General features: G+C 57.6%; 18 protein-coding genes. 12 read left to right on the top strand and 6 right to left on the bottom strand.

The genetic code is table 11. The annotated features are described in order from the left end of the window. Positions 1-7: 7 nt before the first annotated feature. Genes C1717_RS10790 through C1717_RS01360 form a run of 3 tightly spaced genes read left to right on the top strand, consistent with a single transcriptional unit; the run spans position 8 to position 838 of the window. Complete coding sequence (locus tag C1717_RS10790; RefSeq protein WP_245859344.1) at positions 8-286, top strand: type II toxin-antitoxin system RelE/ParE family toxin; 279 nt, start codon at positions 8-10, stop codon at positions 284-286. Next, a complete protein-coding gene (locus C1717_RS10785; protein WP_245859343.1) occupies positions 273-554 on the top strand; it encodes a HigA family addiction module antitoxin in 282 nt (93 codons plus the stop codon). Before C1717_RS10790 ends, C1717_RS10785 begins: the two co-directional genes overlap by 14 nt. A 50-nt stretch (positions 555-604) precedes the next feature. Continuing rightward, positions 605-838, top strand: a complete 234-nt coding sequence (locus C1717_RS01360; RefSeq protein ID WP_102371462.1) for a hypothetical protein — start codon at positions 605-607, stop codon at positions 836-838. A 51-nt stretch (positions 839-889) separates the two neighbouring features. Here C1717_RS01360 and C1717_RS01355 read toward each other — a convergent pair whose 3' ends face one another. Then, positions 890-1,459 carry a leucine-rich repeat domain-containing protein gene (locus C1717_RS01355; protein WP_102371461.1) on the bottom strand — a complete coding sequence of 190 codons (570 nt, stop codon included), beginning with the start codon at positions 1,457-1,459 and terminating at the stop codon, positions 890-892. An 84-nt stretch (positions 1,460-1,543) separates the two neighbouring features. After that, positions 1,544-1,741, bottom strand: a complete 198-nt coding sequence (locus C1717_RS01350; RefSeq protein WP_102371460.1) for a hypothetical protein — start codon at positions 1,739-1,741, stop codon at positions 1,544-1,546. A gap of 272 nt (positions 1,742-2,013) precedes the next feature. Between C1717_RS01350 and C1717_RS01345 the strand changes: the two genes are divergently transcribed. The 9 genes from C1717_RS01345 (at position 2,014) to C1717_RS01305 (ending at position 12,011) form a co-directional block, all read left to right on the top strand. Continuing rightward, positions 2,014-2,775 (top strand): hypothetical protein, encoded by a 762-nt coding sequence (locus C1717_RS01345; protein WP_102371459.1) that lies wholly within the window; start codon positions 2,014-2,016, stop codon positions 2,773-2,775. A gap of 11 nt (positions 2,776-2,786) precedes the next feature. Further along, positions 2,787-3,077: a hypothetical protein gene (locus C1717_RS01340; RefSeq protein ID WP_102371458.1), complete on the top strand. Its 291-nt coding sequence runs from the start codon at positions 2,787-2,789 to the stop codon at positions 3,075-3,077. Between the two features lie 94 nt (positions 3,078-3,171). Next, entirely contained in the window at positions 3,172-4,164 is a 993-nt protein-coding gene (locus tag C1717_RS01335) for an IS30 family transposase (protein ID WP_102371457.1), read from the top strand. Between the two features lie 67 nt (positions 4,165-4,231). Beyond that, positions 4,232-4,942 (top strand): hypothetical protein, encoded by a 711-nt coding sequence (locus C1717_RS01330; RefSeq protein ID WP_102371456.1) that lies wholly within the window; start codon positions 4,232-4,234, stop codon positions 4,940-4,942. Between the two features lie 170 nt (positions 4,943-5,112). Further along, on the top strand, positions 5,113-5,706 hold the full coding sequence (locus C1717_RS01325; protein ID WP_102371455.1) for a hypothetical protein: 594 nt from the start codon (positions 5,113-5,115) through the stop codon (positions 5,704-5,706). Positions 5,707-5,850: 144 nt separating this feature from the next. Continuing rightward, the gene (locus tag C1717_RS01320) at positions 5,851-6,717 is read left to right on the top strand and encodes a LysM peptidoglycan-binding domain-containing protein (RefSeq protein ID WP_102371454.1); all 867 of its coding nucleotides are present in this window, start codon (positions 5,851-5,853) and stop codon (positions 6,715-6,717) included. 2 nt (positions 6,718-6,719) lie between these two features. After that, positions 6,720-9,224 (top strand): Hsp70 family protein, encoded by a 2,505-nt coding sequence (locus tag C1717_RS01315; RefSeq protein ID WP_102371453.1) that lies wholly within the window; start codon positions 6,720-6,722, stop codon positions 9,222-9,224. Between the two features lie 5 nt (positions 9,225-9,229). Continuing rightward, positions 9,230-11,326, top strand: a complete 2,097-nt coding sequence (locus C1717_RS01310; protein ID WP_180965790.1) for a TonB-dependent receptor — start codon at positions 9,230-9,232, stop codon at positions 11,324-11,326. Positions 11,327-11,684: 358 nt separating this feature from the next. Further along, the gene (locus tag C1717_RS01305; protein WP_146003639.1) at positions 11,685-12,011 is read left to right on the top strand and encodes a hypothetical protein; all 327 of its coding nucleotides are present in this window, start codon (positions 11,685-11,687) and stop codon (positions 12,009-12,011) included. 24 nt (positions 12,012-12,035) lie between these two features. On the opposite strand, the gene C1717_RS01300 is transcribed toward C1717_RS01305, so the two are convergent. The 4 genes from C1717_RS01300 to C1717_RS10780 form a co-directional block, all read right to left on the bottom strand. Beyond that, a complete protein-coding gene (locus C1717_RS01300; RefSeq protein ID WP_102371450.1) occupies positions 12,036-12,305 on the bottom strand; it encodes a hypothetical protein in 270 nt (89 codons plus the stop codon). Positions 12,306-12,467: 162 nt separating this feature from the next. Next, positions 12,468-14,963, bottom strand: a complete 2,496-nt coding sequence (locus C1717_RS01295) for a DEAD/DEAH box helicase (RefSeq protein ID WP_102371449.1) — start codon at positions 14,961-14,963, stop codon at positions 12,468-12,470. Between the two features lie 75 nt (positions 14,964-15,038). Next, entirely contained in the window at positions 15,039-16,583 is a 1,545-nt protein-coding gene (locus C1717_RS01290) for an ATP-binding protein (RefSeq protein ID WP_425430934.1), read from the bottom strand. Then, entirely contained in the window at positions 16,580-18,667 is a 2,088-nt protein-coding gene (locus tag C1717_RS10780; protein ID WP_102371448.1) for a TerB N-terminal domain-containing protein, read from the bottom strand. Before C1717_RS10780 ends, C1717_RS01290 begins: the two co-directional genes overlap by 4 nt. Between the last annotated feature and the right edge of the window lie 252 nt (positions 18,668-18,919).

The raw sequence follows: 18,919 nt of genomic DNA, 5'->3' as shown, positions 1-18,919 counted from the left end.
GGGGGCGATGCACTTTAAAGACGCAGATATTGAGGCGTTTTGGAACGGCGTCGCTCTTCCGAAAAGAGTTCCGGCTCAGTGCAGGAAAACGCTGTTTAGGCGACTGCAGATGCTCGATGCTGCCCATTCGCTTGTTGATTTGCGCGTCCCGCCAGGCAACAGGCTTGAAAAGCTATCTGGGAATCGGTCTGGCAAATACAGCATTAGAGTTAATCAACAGTGGAGACTCTGCTTTATCTGGGAAAACGGCGAGGCGAGGGAGGTTGAGTTCTGTGATTACCATTGAGTACATTTCAACGCCGGGCGAGATCTTGAAAGAAGAGTTCCTCGAGCCTATGGGTATCAGCCAATACCGTCTTGCGAAGGCAATCGGCAAGCCCGAGTCGGCGATTTCGGAGATCGTGAACGGGAAGCGCTCCATCACCGTCGAGATGGCCTGGCTGCTTTCCCGTGCGCTGGGAACCACCCCGGAGTTCTGGATGAACCTCGAGTCGACATACCAAATCAAGACATTTGACTCATCGAACATGCCCAAAGTTGCTCTTCTGGCGTAGGAACGATGGATTTGCTCTAGAACAAAACGTGCACCACGGGAGGATTCTTCATGGCAACCAAGCCCACAGCGACTCCTCAGATCGATTGCAACAGGACATCTGCAGCTGAACGCGAAGCTGACAGCCTCGCGCATATCCGCGTCGATACGCTTAAGGGGCAATCCTGCGACTTGGAACAACGCACGGCGGTCCTCGAGGCGGAGGAGCGCAGGCTCAAGGGTGAAATGACGTTTAAAGTCAGCGAGGCGCGTGCAATGTTGAGGGACCATCTCGCAAGGGCATGAGCTGCAGATAGGCCTACGACCTGAGAAATGCGATGGGATCGGTTGACCGAGCTACCGCGTTATTACGTTGACCGGACAGCCCTCGAATGGGCATATGCCGAATTCACAATTCGAAGGAACAAGCGCGAGAGTGAGAGATGTGCAGTATCTGAAGGAGTAAGTTCCGAGTTTTTCCAAAGATTGCGGAAGATCGATTTTCGTCAATGAGGAGCATCCTCGAAATGCCTGACGGCCTATTGTGGTGATTCGCTCAGACATAATGACCGTCGCCAACGAGGTGCAGCCGTTAAAGCAATCTTGTCCAATCGAGGTCACGCTATCAGGGATGGTGACACTTGATATGAGTTTGTTTCCCAAGAACGCCTCGTCTGCAATAACAGTTACGTTTGAGGGGATGATTACGTGCGACTTTGTGCCCCTGTATGCCGCGAGCGTGGTTCCAACGATAATGAAGTCGGATAGATCGGCGTCGCCTGTGGCTATCTCGGGCATCGCGGCGAACGCGTAGGCTGCGTCGCGCAGAAACTTGCTGCCGCAGTAGGGGCAGAAGAACTCGGTTTCCTCCGCCGGAATCTCAATGCTCTTGGCGCATGCGGGGCATTTGGCTGATACGAATCCCATGATTGGCTCCTTTTCGTTAGCTAAGAGACTAGATAGCCGGCGTGGCCGCGATTCCCGTCGCGGCCACGCCGTAAACGTGGGTGGTTACTTGCGGTTCGAAGAGCTGCCCTTCATGTAGAAGTTGCCCGAGGTGCTGCTTCGCGTTTTAGTGAACCCGCCGAAGCTCTGGCCCACATGCTGGTGGGCGCGAGCCGCCGATACGTATGCCCCGGTGCGGCGGTTCGTAAAGCCGCCGCCCGAGTAGCTGCTCCTGCCGCTTGAATAATGTCCGCGATACGCCATGATGGCCTCCTTTGCTCCGGGCGTCCCGTCGACGCCGTTTCGTTGATTGGATTGTCGGGCGGATTTCCAGCGACCATTTCCCAATGGATAGATTCCCAATGCTCACGGGCGCGGCAAGTGCTGGATTCCCATATCAATACAGAGAGAAAACGATTTCCGTAGTCCTGCATGACGTATTGGGAAATGAAGCGAGAGAGTCACCTCTATGATGGCGCCGAACCCTATAAGTGGGGCAGCCCTCTAAGCTGCAAACGAAATGTGGAGGGATCACGATGGCTTATCTTACCCCGGTAGCAATGGATCTTGCTCGCTCTGAAGATTGGTCGAATCATACGGTCGGAGAGTTGTACGACGCGTTGCTCGAATCAACGTATTCAACGCTTCCTGATGCCATTCAGGGCCGTATGTCGGGAGAGATGAATGCTTGGAAAAAGGCTTGCAAGCCAAATATCGATTTCCTGCTCTACATCTACTGTGATCCTTTTGGGGTCTGGCCGGCGGAGAGGTCGGTAGAGTCTTGTGTCAGGGAGCATTGTAATCAGCGTTTGATTAGAAGCGCGAAGCACAGCTTGTTCGTGTATTACTTCAACGTTTATTTTTACAAGTACATCTCTATTGAGATCGATAGGCTTGAGAAGATCTCGGATGCTAATCCCGGTCTTACCTTTGAGATGGCGGTCAGACACTTCATTACAACGCTTGTCTATCATGGGATCGGCGAGCAGAATCCTGGCTCATACCTCGGTTACGATCGAATGGCTTTCATTCCTGCCGGTAGAAAGCAAAGTTTCCGTTCTCTTGAGCAAGACATCTGCCGCGCCCGAAAGACAGGCGATAAGCAGCTTATGTTCAGATCTATTTTCTATCTCATGACCTATTTTGCGGGATCAGAATATCGCCGGGTGCATGATGCGGTGACAACACTGCTGGACATCGATATGGCGAGTTTTCGTGAGCTTTTCTATAAGAATCTGCCTGACATCATTGCGAACGAGGGCGCCATCAAGTTCGGTGGCATTGAGCCCGGGTTTTAGGGGATGGTCTTATGGGCATACCTGACGGCATGACATATTTGGACATGTTCGGAAACTTCAATATTCTACGAGCGGTGCAGATGGGGAATGGCTACCAATTCCAGCAAGCAAGAGCCTACCCCACCACTGTAAATCTGAAGGATTATGCTCGTCGCTATGTTTCTGGCGGAGGACTTGGAGACCTTCTGCTCGACAATCTGAACTTAAATGCAGAAAGTCCAGACGTTCTCTTTAGTTTGATGCGCACGGGCGTTTCATACTCCTTAGGAGACTTCAAAGAATCTGAGGTTGTTGAGCCTTAGTTTTTCATTCCAAGTGCAACAACGCCCGATGGGGACGGCCCATGGCGCCCTGATACGATGGTGCTTGCGACGACAACATCATCAGGAGGCAGCCATGGGCCGGTACAGCCATCTTACCATCGAGGAGCGCGAGGACGTCATGTGCCTGCGCAGGCAGGGGAAGGGCGTCTCCGAGATCGCCCGCGAGATCCACAGGGACAAGTCCACCGTGTCCAGGGAGCTCGCGCGCAACTCCTGCGCCGCGTCGACCGCGCGCCCCTGGTACCGGGCCTCGACCGCCCAGCGGCGCTACGAGGCGCGCAGGGAGGCGTGCCGCAGGCCGCGGCTGCTCGACGACCCCGAGAGGCTCGAGCTCGTCAGGGAGCACGTGCTCGAGGGGCGCTGGTCGCCCGAGCAGCTGGAGGGGCGCATCCGCCTCGAGCGCCCCGACCTCGCCGTCAGCGACACGACGATCTACCGCGCGATCGGCTCCGGCGCGCTCGACCGCTGCGTGGGCGGCCGAAGGGCGTCGGCGAGGCTGAGGCGCGGCGGCAGGCGGCGGAAGCGCCGGGACGGCTCCGAGCTGCGCGGGAAGATCAAGGTGTCGCACGAGCTCTCCGAGCGGCCCGCCGAGGCGGGCGCCCGCTCGCGGGTCGGCGACTGGGAGGGCGACACGGTCGCCGGGCGCGCCGGCGGCGCGTGCCTCGTCACCATGGTCGACCGCATGAGCGGCTACCTGGCCGGCCGCAAGTCGCCCTCGAAGAGGAAGGGCGACGTGAGGGGGGCGATGGTCGAGTCGATGCGCGGCCACGCCGTGGAGACCGTCACCCTGGACCGGGGCAAGGAGTTCGCCGAGCACGCCCTGTTCACCGAGGCCGTCGGGGCCGAGTGCTACTTCTGCCCGCCGCACCACCCGTGGGACCGCGGGACCAACGAGAACACCAACGGGCTGCTGAGGCAGTACTTCCCAAAGGGCTGCGACCTGGACGCCGTGAGCGACGAGGAGGTCGAGAGGGTGTACGATGAGCTGAACCGCAGGCCTCGCAAGCGCCTGGGGTATCTGACGCCGTACGAGGTCTACCGATCGGCCTCGTTGCACTTGCTGTGAAAAACTAAGGCTCATTCAGGCTAAGCATGATTTCTTTTGCTCAACACGTGCGCAAGGTGATCTCACGATGCCTCAGTATGTGACGGTGCAGACGGCGTACCGAAATCGGCCCGTTTCGCTAAGCCCTACGACGGTAACCGCGGTTTTCAATCCCGGTGCACTTGCGATCCTTTCGATACCAGCATATCTCGTGCTTGATATTGCCTCGTTCGCTACGGTGGGATCTGCGGCGCAAGTATACGGGAGGCTCGGCATATATGAGAATCTCGCTCCTCCGCGCGAACCGAACGGTTTTGGGCCGGAACGCATCGATTCTCTCAATGACTATATGGATGCGTTCCATTACGGCAACTTTTTATGGAACAACTCTGATCTTTGGTTAACGATGTACGGTCTCGCATATTGCATTGCGGCATTCGTTCATTTCGTAAGAAGCGAAAGGCTTTACGAAGTGCGGGACTCGATGAACGATCTCATTACGTTCGCACCGTTTAACTGGATGTACGACGAGTTGGTTCGATGTGGGGCGGTGAACGACCCCTTTGATCAGTCGAAGCGGTATTGGAACATTTGCGAAGACGGTATCGAGAATGCCCGCGAGGTTAACGAATCGTTATACGGGGCGTTGAAACTTGCAGAGCTGCTTCAACCGGTCCCGATTGTCACTGTTCCGCCTGGAAGCGTGAATGCCATCTTTTATGGTCTTATAGACATATTTCCTGTAAAGAGGTATTTCGGGATCGAATCTAACGTGAGATTTGAGTTTCCGAAAAAGTAATGCCGTGAGCAGTGTTAGGCGTGGATTCGCTCATAAGGGAATTTGAGACCTTAGCCATTCAGCTGCGCTATCAACAGAGTTTCGCCATTGGGAAATGCGGAGACGTCTAGTAGGAAAGAATGAGCACAGGGTGGGCTTTATCAGGTACCGAATGAATCCGGGGGTGTGGTATGAGTTTTAAGGTGGCATTGCGGTTTCGGTGCGCTCTGGTGCTTTTCTTATGCCTGGCTATCGCGATTTCCGGCTGTGGAACATATTCCCCGAGCTCTGCGAAACAAGAGGGCGAGGGGCAGGCGTCGTGTGGGGAAACCGGCGTCGAGAGTGCGGACGACATATCGGCACGGTCCTTTAGGGGCGATGCGCCTCAACCCGCGCAGCAGGAGTCGATGTATGTCGACCCACGTTGGCCAACAAGGAATTCCGAATTACTTGCCATTCCAGAGGAAAATCGCTATTACAACGCGTGGAATCACGTATGGACCACTTGCACCGTTGCGGGGCCCGTAGTGAATGTTTATCAGGCGCGAGATTCTGCCGGCATGCCTATTTTTATCAGTATCGGTGAGCAATATCCCAGCTCGAATTGCGTCACGCTTGTGGTTTGGGCAGATGCATATTACGACTTCGAGCGGATGATCAACGCAGTCGATGACGGCGGCGCATGGCTGTCGGTAACGGGCTATTTGAGCGAGTACAACGGTGGGCTTCAGTTTGATATCAGCGATGGTTACGTTGAGTATACGTGGTGGGAAGACGTTCGTTAGGATCGGGCTTTCAAAGACGCCAATGGTGCTTTTCATTGGGAAACGATGCGCACTGCGCTGTGATTAAGTAAATGAAGCTCTCGCTTGCTCATGGAGCGGCGTTTGCTGCTCGCATTACCGGCAGTGAATGGAGTTTGATGCATCGTGGAAGCGCTCCCGCGGGAATACCGGGAAATTGCCCTGGCTTGGTGGCGCCAGAATAAGCTGCGGGCTACTCAAGCTGACGATAAGCAAGACATGAATCGACTGGGCCGAGAGATAGATCGGCTCGGTAGATGTGTCGAGAAGCTTGGTGTTAAGGTCTGTGATTATACCGGACGACCTTATGGAAATCTAAATGTAGAGGCCGTTGCCATCGAGCCAGATCCCACAGTGGAAAGCGAGACGATATTCGAGACGATTTCTCCAGAGATCGTTTACAAGGGTGAAGTGGTGCAGAGGTCCCGCGTTGTCGTGCACAAGCCCGGTCCGAAACTATCCGTTGAGAACGAGGATGAGGGACATGACGGACGACCGATCTGTAGCCCTTCCATCGATGGCCCGAGAGGAGAAGAGGCCATCTCTGAACGGGATGATGCCGTGGCGGGCAAGTATGAAGATGGAGCGCACATTCCGCAGGAGAAACGCGTCCCCAATTTGCCTCTTATTCTTGCGAGTGCTTCTGTAGCGCTCTGCGCGGCGTGTCTGATTGCCCTGCTTTGTCTTTGGCCGATTTTGCTCGAGCGATTTGATCGAATCGATCTCGCTATTCAGAGCGTAGATGATGACCTTCCCGTTCAGGAAGAAACCTCTATCGCTGATGTCGATGATGGAGAACAGGCTTATCGCAGGGGGCTCTCCTTGATTGAGTATGAGGTTAAGCCCGGAGATACGCTGTTGGAAATATGCGAATCGCAGGAAATCGACTACGGCAGTTATGCGCGGTTGATATGCAGGCTGAACGATCTTGCGAGTCCTGATTCGATTACTGCAGGTGAAATACTGATTCTTCCAGTAGCCAGTGAGGAGTAAACATGTTGTCCACCAATGACGCATCGATTATCCGTATCGGTATTGACCTTGGCACTACGAACTCGAGCATCGCGCTCAATGATGGCTCGGATATCGAGGTCATTCGTAACGTTTTCGGTGATGAATCGACTCCATCGGTGTTTGGTGCGGACAAAGTCGGAAATGTTGTAGTGGGCAAAAAGGCTTACGAGCGGCTTTATAACAGCTCAAGTAAAGATGAGAGCGAAAACTATATCGGCGAAATCAAGCGTCTCATGGGAACAGCGGATAAAGTTCGGGTCGAGCGCTTGGATCGTTCGTTCAGTCCGGAAGAAGTTTCCGCTGAGATCTTAAAGTCCCTCAAGGCGGATGTGCAGAGAAAGTATCCGGATCTCCCGCTGTTTGCCGCGGTGATTACAGTTCCCGCAATGTTCGAGACAATGCAGAACGAGGCCACGAAGCGCGCCGGTGCCCTTGCGGGATTCGAGAAAGTCATTTTGCTTCAAGAGCCCATCGCTGCCGCGATTGCCTATGGATTCGAAAATCATGTAGATGAAACCTGGCTTGTATACGATTTTGGCGGCGGTACATTTGACTCTGCAATCATCTCTTCTGAAGATTGTCTGCTCCAAGTTTTGGGCCATTATGGCGACAACTTCAGTGGCGGCAAAGATATCGACGAGACGATCATCGAGAGCATCATCAAGCCGCGCCTATTGCGAGAGTTTAATCTGAGCAGTTTTGACCGAGAGCACTACTTCACTGCTTTCGCAAAACTAAAGGCCATTGCCGAGAATGCCAAGATCGAGCTCTCGTCCTTCGAGACCGTCTCTGTGGATATTGATGGACTCGGTTTGAAAGATCTCGATGGCAGAGAAGTCTCCATGTCGTTCAGTCTCTCTCGGGATGAGTTCGAGAGGTGCATAGCACCAATTGTGGACAAAACGATTGAAGCCGTTGAGAAGACGATCCGAGATGCGGGGATTGAGAAATCCGCGATCAATCGAACAATTATGGTTGGTGGAACAACGCTGATCCCGTACGTTCGCAAGCGTGTAGAAGAAACGATAGGGGTTGCGGTTGACGCCTCGGTCAACCCCTTGACTATCGTCGCTCGCGGTGCAGCAATTTACGCGTTGGGGGAGCGAGTTTCCACCGAAATCGTTAAGTCTCATATGGACATAGCGAACAATTCCGCGATTTCTCTTGAGCTTAATTACGATCCCATGACTTCGGATGACGATCAGCTCATTACTGGTTCGGTTGAGATTCCAAAGCCAGAGGGCTATTTCGTGCAGATTGCCTCTGAGGACGGCTTCTTCTCGAGTGGGAGGGTGCCGCTAAAAAACGGAGCCTTTTGGTGCACGGTTGATGTGCAGCGCGGCAAAACGACTCAATACGACATTCAGCTTTTCGACAGCTGTGGGAATTTGCTTGCAACGCAGCCCTCTTCATTTTCAATCACGCATGGACTTTCGGTTGGCGGTGCCCCGATTTCGCACGGTATCGGTGTAGTGTACACAGAGTTCGATGAAACGGGCGAACCTCACGAGGCATGTGATCTGTATTTCGATCGAAGCAGAATCCCCCCGTTGGCTGAAACGCGCTCGTTTCGAACCGCACGAACGTTGAGACGAAACGAGAGCAATGCACTGCCCGTTAAGGTATACGAGGGAGATTCGGATAACCCGGATTTGAACCTTATCCTTACCCGATTGGAGATTTCTGGTTCGGAGTTGCCGTTTGATCTTCAAGAGGGGACAGACATCGACATCACGATTCAGGTTGATGAGTCTCGTGGCCTGGCCGTTGAGGCTTACATTCCCGATATCGACCTCCAGCTGAACGCCCGTGTCGACATGACTTACCAGATTGCGGAGACTTCATCCATTGAGGATGAACTGGATAAGCAAGAGAGGGCAATTGATGCTTTGGCGCTCCATGCGGATCCAGGTGAGGTTCAGCGCCTGAGAAATGATTTGAATGCGACCAAGGCATCTCTTCGGGCAAATGCAGGCACCGATTCCAAGCAAAAGGCGATTCGTGATCTTCGAGATATCAAGGCGGCTGCATGTGAGCTCGACAAGCAGTCAGAGTGGGATCGACTTTCCAGTGAGTTGGATGGAGAGGTCAGCAGAGCTCGTCAAGCGTTGGAGATTCTCGATGACTGGGGCCAACGGCAAGATTTTAATTCTCAGATTAATCAACTGCAGGCACAGGGAAAGTCTGCAATTGAGAGATATGACTCAAAGACTGCGGAGAGTTCGATAGTCGAGCTTGGCCAACTGACGATTCAGATTCTGGCATCTCATCCTGCATGGTGGCTCCGACTTCTACAGGAGTTTGAGAACGGATCGTTCTCAGTGACAGATGAGTGGGAGAAGCAGCGGTTAATCAATGATGGGTATGCGGCGCTGCAGCGGAACGATTTGCAGGGACTCAAACAAGCAGTTGTAGGACTGATGAGGCTCGTTCCAGTTGAAGAGCGCTCAAAGCTTCCGGCCGGTATCGCCGGAATCACGAAGTAGGATCAGTGTCTGATATGAATGATCGGATTATGTCGGCGCTCGATGATTTCCTCAACTTCTTCAGGGCGTTTGATGAAGAGGGCTATGACAAAAACGGATTCAACCGCCAGGGATTCAATCGCGAAGGTACGCATCGCAACGGCACGCCATATGATCGCAGCGGGTTTGATGTTCAAGGATATGATGCATTTGGATTCAACCGGTACGGATACGACCGGGAAGGTTACGACCGGGACGGCTACGACCAAAACGGCTACGACCGAGACGGCTACGATTGCGACGGATACGATCAGAGCGGCTACGACGGTGACGGCTTCGACCGTGGAGGCTACGGCCGTGATGGCTTCAATCGGGATGGTTACGACCGAGATGGCTTCGATCGCAAGGGCTTCGACCCTGCGGGCTTTGACCGGGATGGTTACGACGCCGACGGTTTCAACCGGAGCGGCTACGGTCGCGATGGCTTCAATCGCGCCGGCTTCGATTTCAAAGGCTACGGACGGGACGGCTACGACCGCGACGGCTACGATTACGACGGCTATGACCGAAAGGGTTACGATATCGAAGGCTTTGACCGCAGGGGATTCGATATACATGGATACGATCGCGGCGGGTTTGATAGTTACGGTTTTTCTCTCAAAGGCATTAGGAAACGGGATGGAGTCATTTGGTGGCAGACTGCAGCAAGGCAGATTCCCCCACGACTATATGAGGAAATTACTGAGCCAGCGCAGGATGTCAGTTCATACTCGCTGGTCACACTTAACCCCATTGGCCTCCTCGGCTTTTCAAATAGGCCACAAACAAAAGCGATGCAAAAGAGGGCTAAGGAGATTGAGCGCTTAAGCCAGATTGGAATCGATGCTGAATTTGAAAATGCAAATCCCTACTGCCAGGTTCGGTATGACTCAATGGCGGTTAAGGAGGCTGCGGAGATTCTCGGCAATCCAAAGAAGGCTCGGGAAGCAGACTTTTTCTGGATTGGTTTCGATGAGAAGAACTCTCTTGAAAAAAGGACCGCAGATAGACTGGCGAATAAGCAGCTTCATGCGGCATGTTATGAGATGCGGAAGACCAGAGGTAATAGGTGTCGTCTTAGCTTTCTCGTCTCTCTGCTTGCTTTAGAGCAAGAAGAGACGCGAGCCGCCGCGGAGGCAGTTACAGAACGATGGGTTGTTCTTAGTACCAACGCTTCTCTGTTTGAACGATTTGGGCTAGATATAGATTACGTTGCAGAGAAAATCGTCACGCTGCTGTCTGATATCGCTGAGCGCAAAACTGATTGGGACATTGCGTCGGTTTTTTGCAAGGCTACAGGGAAATACACAAATCGCTATTATGACGCTTGCATCGCTCCGGTAATAAAAACAGTGCAAGATGCATCAAAGAAGGTTGATGAGGCTGTTAAGGCGGTTGAGGATGCCACGGCGCATCAGTCGACAAGGCCGAAATGCATAAGTAAACTAAAACCGGCAATTGGCCGCGGAGAATTGTGCGTCAAAGATGCGCAATCAAATGCTCGGATTCCCGAAAGGTTTGGCCCCCTGTCCGAGGCCGTTAACGAATTCGCTCAAAGCATTCGTAATGCTGCGGTTGCAGTAATAACTGCATGTGATGACGTTGACGAATCCGCAGTAAGCCTCTCGAGATCATTGCTAAAAGCTGCAGAGAATTACGCAAATTCCGTTGCGCTTCAGCACCGGATAAGGAACGACCAAGCCGATCTTGATCAGCTGGCTGATGATATGCGATATGTCAAAGAGCGTGATAAGTGTCTCGAGATAGCTATTGCCGCATTGCAGCGGGAAGAGTTCTCGACTGCTTTATCTCAATTTGAGAGGGTGCGGAGCATGGCGCGATCTCTGCAAGAGATTAATCAGATCGATCAGCTTATCATCGTTGCCCGGAAAGGGGTGCTCGCTAAAGATTTTGAAAGGCAGATGAGCAATGGGAAGTTCCACGAGGCGCTCAATACAATTAATAAAGCCATCAGTCTGGAGGACGACTGGGATGAGCGCATGAAACTTTGCCAGACGAGAGACCAGATCGCTTTGAAGGTCGAATTGATTGAAACGGCATTCCAGGGTCGATCTCGCTGGTAGACATCCTACGGAAAACCGTTGAGGCTTGTCGCTGAACCTCTTCTTGGTCATCAGGTCGGTTGGATAGGGAGGCATAACAATGTTATTTGAGGCTCTACCCATCATCATCGTTACTGCCTTGGTTATCGAAGCCGTTTCATATTTCATACCGGCTGTTAAGAACCTCGTCGGCGTGGTCGGACCAATCCTCATCGTGCTCGGCGCCATGGGTTGGAGGCTGCTCGGCAGCTCTCATAGTTGCCGGAATCGTAGTCATCGTTGCCCGCTACATATTCGTCGTCTACCTGGTTAAGCATGATCAGGAGTAAGCGCGAGGATGATGTGTGGCTGACGTCTGGTTTGGATTGGATGGTCGATCATGTCGGTTGAAAGCAGTTTTCTACTCAAGGAAGTTTCCGACGGATTGATGGTAATCGGCTGCAACGAGAAGACGACGTTGTTCAACAAGCTTGAGTGCCCAGGCGATTTGGTTGACCAACTGCAAGGGATTCTTTGGCGCAACGACCCGCCTGAGGTCGCCGCTCTTGTTGCGCGGCTCGCCGCGATATCTCAGCAGGGAGGCTGGGGAAACGCCCCTACGGCTTACTTCTTGAGGCATCATGGCTGGACGCTTATGCCGGCGATAGGAACCGCCGGCGACATTCAGCTCGTAATTCGTTCTGGGCGCAGCCTGAATCGCATGTAGTCGGCTACGCCCTCTACGTCCGTGTTATATCCCATACCTCGTCTGGTATGCCCAAATGCCGACCATCGGGAAAATGATGCTGCATGCGATCGCGATCGTGACGATGATCCCGATGTTCAGCTTATGCGATTGCCAGAGCGCCGCGAGGACGCCGCATTCGATCAGGGGGAGGATGCCCGTCGCGTACGCGCCGAAGAGCAGCAGTCCGATGAGATTCTGGCCGATGAACAAGGCGAAGAACAGCCCGACCGCCATGCCGTAGCTGCGCTTCTCCTGTGGTTCGTTGGTATCCATGGGGGCTTCCTTTCGCCTGGTGGTTGGACCGGGAACATAGTAAAGCTCCCGCGGAAGACCGGTTTCCCAATGATGCGGAGCGCGCCGTGTCCTGCGAGCTGTTGACTCAGAGGCTATGCAAACTCAAGGGTAAGCAGCGAGGTCTCGAGGTCGTACCTCCAGCTACCGCCCCGCGCACCACTCGCGCACGCGCTCACGCATGCCCTCGATGTCCAGCACGCCTTCGGCGAAGCCCTTGCGCACCAGCTTGGCGGGCAGCAGCTCGTCGTACTTGTTGAAGTACGGCACCTCGCTGGGATACACAAGCTCGATGGGATCGAAGTCCGCCTCGGCCTCTGCCGCCAGCACGCTCCAGAACGTGTCCTCGTCCGCGCGCATCCTGAACTGCATGTAGTACGGACGCGCGGGGTCGAGGCCCTTGAGGCCCAGCTCGCCGGCGCATTTGATCTTGAGCAGGCGCTCCAGTGCCAAAAACGCATAGCTTCCGAGCCACGGGAAGAGCACCCAGGTGTCACCACCCAGGTTGATGAGGGACCGCGTGGCGGCGCCGCTCTGCTCGGCCGTCCACCTCGCCTGCCTCAGGCGCGCCCGCGCATTCGCCAGCAAATATGGATACGGCTTGTGCTCCGCAAGCACGCGCCGCATGCGCTCGAGCACGTGCGTGTCGATGTCGCCCGCGCAATCGCCAAAGTACGCCGGCACGCGGCCCTTCACCTGCGTGCAATACACCAGATGCCGCTTCCAGTCGACCTCCTCTACCAGCCAGCAATGTCCCGCGATGGCGATGCGCTCACCGGGCGGCGGCGGGTTCACGATGGTGCCGAGCTCCGCGCTCTCGCAGCGCACCGTGAACTCCTCGTTCTCCTGAAAGACGGCGTAGAACTTGAATGAGTTGGTGAGCCGCTCGCCCGCGAGACCCACGATGAGTCCGCCGCCCTCCGTCACCTGGATCTGCTCAGTCTCGATAAGGTGGCGCAGCAGCACGCGGAAGTCATCGGCGCTCACGCGGTGGAAGTAGGAGAGGGTGAGCACGCGCTGGGCGAGCTCGGCGGGGGAAAGCTCGCCTGTGCTGGCAAGCGTGGCCATGGTCTGGTGGTAGAGCAGGCTGTACGGCAGCCGGTCGAGCCGCGGCGGTTCCACCCAGCGCTCCTCGTGGTAGAGCTGAACGAGCGCGATGCCCTGCAACAGTTTCCAGGGGATGGTCTCGGGCATGGTCGTACGCGGCTCGGGCTGTTCCTCGCGCATGACGAAGTGCATCTCGGGCGGCAGGTCGCGCCGGCCGGTGCGCCCCATGCGCTGCAGGAAGCTCGAGACGGTGAACGGCGCGTCGATCTGGAATGCGCGCTCGAGCCGGCCGATATCGATGCCGAGCTCCAGCGTCGCGGTGGTCACGGTCGTATCGAGCCGTTCGTCGTCGCGCATGATGTCCTCGGCGCTCTCGCGGATGCTTGCCGAGAGGTTCCCGTGGTGGATGAGAAAGCGGTCCGGCTCGTGGTTGGCCTCGCAGTAGCTGCGAAGCATGGTGCAGACGGCCTCGGCCTCCTCGCGCGAGTTCACGAAGACGAGGCACTTGCGCCCGCGCGTGCGCTCGAAGATATAACCGATGCCGGGATCGGCGTTCTCTGGCGCTGTATCGGTGGGCGAGAGAAGCGCCTGATCGCCGAGCTCGGAGTCGACGGATGGTTCGCTTGGCCCCCAACCGGCGTCCTCGCCTGCATCGAAATCTGCGGGCGGGTTTTGGCAAGAGAGGGGCCCGTGAGAGGCCTCCTCTTGCTGTTTTCTGCCCGCGGATACGGGGGCGGTGCTCGCCGCCGCAAGGGCGCGGGGCGCGAGCGCCTGATCGGGCGCGGCCTGCGGCTCGACACGCTCAACAGCAAGGACATCGGCCTCGATCGTGCCGTCAGCGCGCTCCACGCCCGTACCGGCTCCCTCGGCAGCGCGTTCCGTTGCCTGTGGGCCGGTGGTGTAGAAGTGCTCCATCGAGAGGCGCCACACGCGCCCGGGCTCATCGAAGCGCGGGATCACGCAGCCGCGCCCAGTGCCGCTCGCCAAAAACGCGCCCGTGCGCACGGGATCGCCGATGGTGGCGGAAAGCCCGATGCGCCTGGGGTTCACGCCCGCCATGCGTGAGAGGCGCTCGATGAGGCAGAGCGTCTGCCCGCCGCGGTCGCCGCGCAGGAGCGAGTGAACCTCGTCGATGACCACGAACCGCAGGTCGTGGAAGAGCCGCGGCACGGCCATGTGCTTGTGCATGAGCAGCGCCTCGAGCGACTCGGGCGTGATCTGCAGGATACCGCTCGGATGCTCGAGCAGCTTTCGCTTGTGCGTAGCAGAGACGTCGCCGTGCCAGTGCCAGACGGGGATCTCGGCCTCCTCGCACAGGTCGTTCAGGCGCAGGAACTGGTCGTTGATGAGCGCCTTGAGCGGCCCCACGTAGAGCGCGCCGATCGAGGTGGGCGGGTCCTCGTAGAACATCGTGAGGATGGGGAAGAACGCCGCCTCCGTCTTGCCCGAGGCAGTCGATGCCGTAAGCAGCACGTTTTCATCGGTGTTGAAAATCGCGTCACCGGCGGCCACCTGGATGGAGCGCAGGTCCTCCCATGCATGGTCGTAGATGAAGTCCTGTACGAACGGCGCGTATCTGTCGAAGATGCCCATAACCTTTTCCTCGGAATCTGGTCTCAAAGGATGACCTGCGATATACCTCCTCGGTTTTCGCAGCGTGCCCCGCCGCTAGATTTTGAACTCCGCGAACTCAGAGGCATCGCGGCCAGGATCGGCGGGAGTGACGAGGGCTGAACCGCCCGACGGTTGCGTGCCGCCGGAATGTTCCGCGAGCCCGCTGCTCCCGCTGTCGCCCACGCTTCCGAGGATGCTCGCCACGGGCGTGTCCGGGTTCTGGAATGCGATGTCCAAGAGCTCGATGAAGTCGCGAATGACCTCGCGCGGCGTGAGGTGCGTGTCCGCGCCCACGCGGCCGAACTCGATCTGCAGGAACTGCACCAGGTCGCCCTCGTTCAGGCGCGCTTCGTAGCCAAAGTAGCCGGCGTGGATCTGCTGCAGCTTCTCGATGAGCACGAGCAGCTCCTCGTAGGTAAGCGGATGCAGATGGATGATGGGCGCGAGCATGTCGCGCATGCCCTCCGCGGCGAAGCGGCCCTGCGTGAGGCGCGAGCGCAGCGCCTCGTAGGAAAAGACGCCGCGCCGGCGGTCCTCGATGGACTGCGGCGTGCCGCCCATGATGATCCCCAGGTGGCGCGCCTTGCCCTGCAGCGTATCGTTGTACATGGTGAGGATCTTCTCGTAGTTGTACTGGCGCGTGATGCTGTTGGGGATCTTGAACAGGTTTACCAGCTCGTCGATGAGGACGAGAAGCCCTTTGTAGCCGGCACCGGTGAGGAACGCCGCGAAGAGCTTCACGTAGTCGTACCAATCGTCGTCGCCGATGATGGTCGAGCAGCCCAGCTCCGCCCTGGCCTCGGTCTTGGTGCGGTACTCACCGCGAAGCCATTTGAGCACGTACGACTTTCGCTCGTCGTCCCCCTCGATGCTCGCGGTGCGATAGGCGCGCAGCATCCGTGTGAAGTCGAAGCCGTGGACGAGTTCCTCGAGCGGCGCGAGGACCTGATTGAGCGCTTCGTCCGCTATGCGGTTGCGTTCGGTTTGCTCGGCATTTGTCGCCGCTTCGTCCGCCGCGCGGTCGTGTGCGGCTTGCTCGGCATCGGTTGCCGCTTTGCCGGGCGCGGGAGCGTTTGCGCCGGAGGAGGTTGCATACGGTGCAGCACCGGCGGGCGCGCCGGATAACCCGTTGTCGGCTGACGCGGAGGGTAGCGTGGCGGCGACCCATCGATCGAGCACGAGGCCGAGCGCCCCGCCCTCGGGACGAGTCTTGGTGGAGAGGTTGCGGATGAGCTCGCGGTAGGTGGCGAGGCCCTGACCCTGCCCGCCCTGCAGGCGGCGCTCCGGCGAGAGGTCCGCATCCGCGACTACGAAGCCCTCGCCCATGGCGTGTGTGCGAATCGTTTGGAGCAGGAAGCTCTTGCCGCTGCCGTAGCGGCCCACGAGGAAGCGGAAGCTCGCACCGCCGTCTGCGATGAGCGACAGGTCCGTCAGCAGCGCGCGAATCTCGGCCTCGCGGCCCACGGTGATGTAGGGCAAGCCGATGCGCGGCACCACGCCGCCCTTGAGGGAGTTCAGAATCACGGCAGCCACGCGCTTGGGCACGCGAGGCGCACCGGCCGCGGCTTGGCTCATAGCGGTGGGGGCGTTTCTGGTCATACGGCTAGCACCTCTCGTACGTCGTCTTCATAGTCCTCGATGATACGCGGGCCGTCCGCGCCGAACTCGATCACGGTGTCGCCGATCAAGTCGAAGAGCCTCTCGTTGATCTTGTCGACGAGCATATCCTCGCTCACGCCTGCCGGGACCGTGCCCGGGCAGCCTGCGAGCAGCGCCTCCAAGTAGGCATGCTCGGGAGCGGTGAGCACTGCAGCGGGTTCAGCGCCGGGTTCGGCAGCGGACGCGGCAACGGGGCCGGGGAAGGGCTCGACATCGGGCTCGGAAACTGTCCAGGAAACTGGTCCGGTAATAGGTTCGATGACTGGCACGGCAACGAGCCCGGCGTCGATGCCGGCGTGGGCACTGGCATCGAGCCCCGCAGCGGGTCCGTTGGCGCTTCCTGCACCGTCCGCTGAGACCTCCACATCATCTGCGGGCGGAATATAGCAAGAAACCGCCTCCTGAACACCCCGCTCTTGCTTTTTTCTGCCCGCAGATTTGGGCGCAACGGGAGCAGCGGGCGGTGCAACGGGAGCGGCGGGCGGTGCAACGGGAGCGGCGGGCACTGCAGCCAGAGGCGCCTCGGGCATCACCGTTTCGTCCGCGTCCTCGCGCTCCTCCTCTGTAAGTAGCGCATCGCGAGCCCATGCGGCGGCGCTGCGGATGCCCGCGAGCTGCGACAGGTCGATCTCCACCTTGCGGGCGGCATGCTCTGCAGCCCAAGTGGTCCAGGCTGAGATTTCCTTCTCGATCATGGAGTCCAGGTACTTGGGGAGTTGCTGGTCCTTGAGCTTGTGCGGGTAATCGAGTGCATCGCGGAGCTTGCGGTCGACGGCGCGCATGATCTTGCCCAGGACGGGGCTCTTCTCGCGCGTTCCGCAAACACGCAAGCACCGCCACTGGCTGTTACGGCAGCGGTACCAATGGATGGGATCGAGCTGATAGTCCGTGGGCTGGTGCGGCTGCGGCTCGAAGAAGATCGCGTTCGCGAACATGGTGTAGGACATGTTCAGCTCCTCCCCGAACAAGGTCTCGACGAAGCCGTTTTTGCGATGGTGCCTATAGTACGCGAGCAGGCGGACATAGACCGCGCATGCGACGTGCCGCAACGCGTCCGGTTCATCCTTGTAGAGGCGAGAGAGGCGCACGCGATACGACGAGAGCATGTCGATGGCTGCGAGCAGCTCGGTTTCATGCGCGATATCGGGCGGGAGGGGGAGTGCGGAGGCGCGATCGCGTCGGCCGCGCGTGCGCCCGGTGTGCTCGGCTGCACCCGGCTGCCGCACGGATGCGTCTAAGGGGCTCCCCGCGGTGTTCGACGGCGCGGCGCTCGCTATCCCCGCCCAGGGAGCTTCCGTCGAGATCTCCTCCGCCACATCGTCTTCGCTCACGGCGATGATATCGATGCTCTCTAAGATTTCGGGATCGAAGGGGGCGCTTTGGGTGACAAGCCCGAGCAGCGCCTGGTCGAAGGCGATGTCGGCACTGTCGGCCAAAAGGGCCGGGTCGAGTCCGTGGTAGACGACGTAGTCGCGCAGCCAGGTGCGCACGTAGCGGTCGATGCCTGGCGCGAATGCGCGGTACGTCTGCCAGAAGCCCTCGAGCTTGTGGAAACCGTCGAGTGCGTCCTTCGTGCCGATGCCGTTTATGAGCTCGTAAAGGTATACGTATGCGAAGGAGAGGGGTGCCTTTTGGACGTCGCCGCGCCGCACGGCCGCGCGCCATGTGAAGTAGCCGCGCAGCTGACGGTCGCTCATGGAGGTGTAGGTGGGGTAGTACGCCGTGAAGTCACCGTGATAGGGACAATCGTCCTCGAAGTCCTCCATAAAGCGGGCTTGGCGGTAGAACAGCTCGGCATCGCTGAGCCAGCGGCCGCGCGGCGAGCCCTCTTGCCAGCGGGATATCTTGCGCATCTCGCGGTAGCGTTCTGGCAGGTAGCTGGCCATCTGGCGGCCGGTGGTGATGATGGGCTCGTTGCGGTAGACGGCGCTGGAGAAATGAGAGCTGCCGCGCAGGCGTTCGCTCGCGTTGATGCGCTCGATAAGCTCGCGCACGTCATGCACGCCATCTATGCCGAAGCTCATGTGATCGCCTCCTTTGCCGTGACGCTTTGCTGTGAGTCGCCCGTCCGAGCCACAGATCCGCCGCATGCGGAATCCGCTATGGGCCGCGAAATCCGCTACGAGTGACCCTCTATTGTACTACAGGTACAAACATCTGTTCGTATGAATACGGTAAGAGATGGAGTCGCGGGTTTCTTCCGCATAGTTGAATACTGCAAGGCGCGACGCGCGTCCCACGGCGCGACGTTCGCCCTCGCGGTGTGCTGCGGCATC

Source organism: Enorma phocaeensis (assembly GCF_900186505.1).
In the GTDB taxonomy this organism is placed as follows: Bacteria; Actinomycetota; Coriobacteriia; order Coriobacteriales; family Coriobacteriaceae; genus Enorma; species Enorma phocaeensis.
This window is presented reverse-complemented; position numbering and strand designations above follow the sequence as displayed.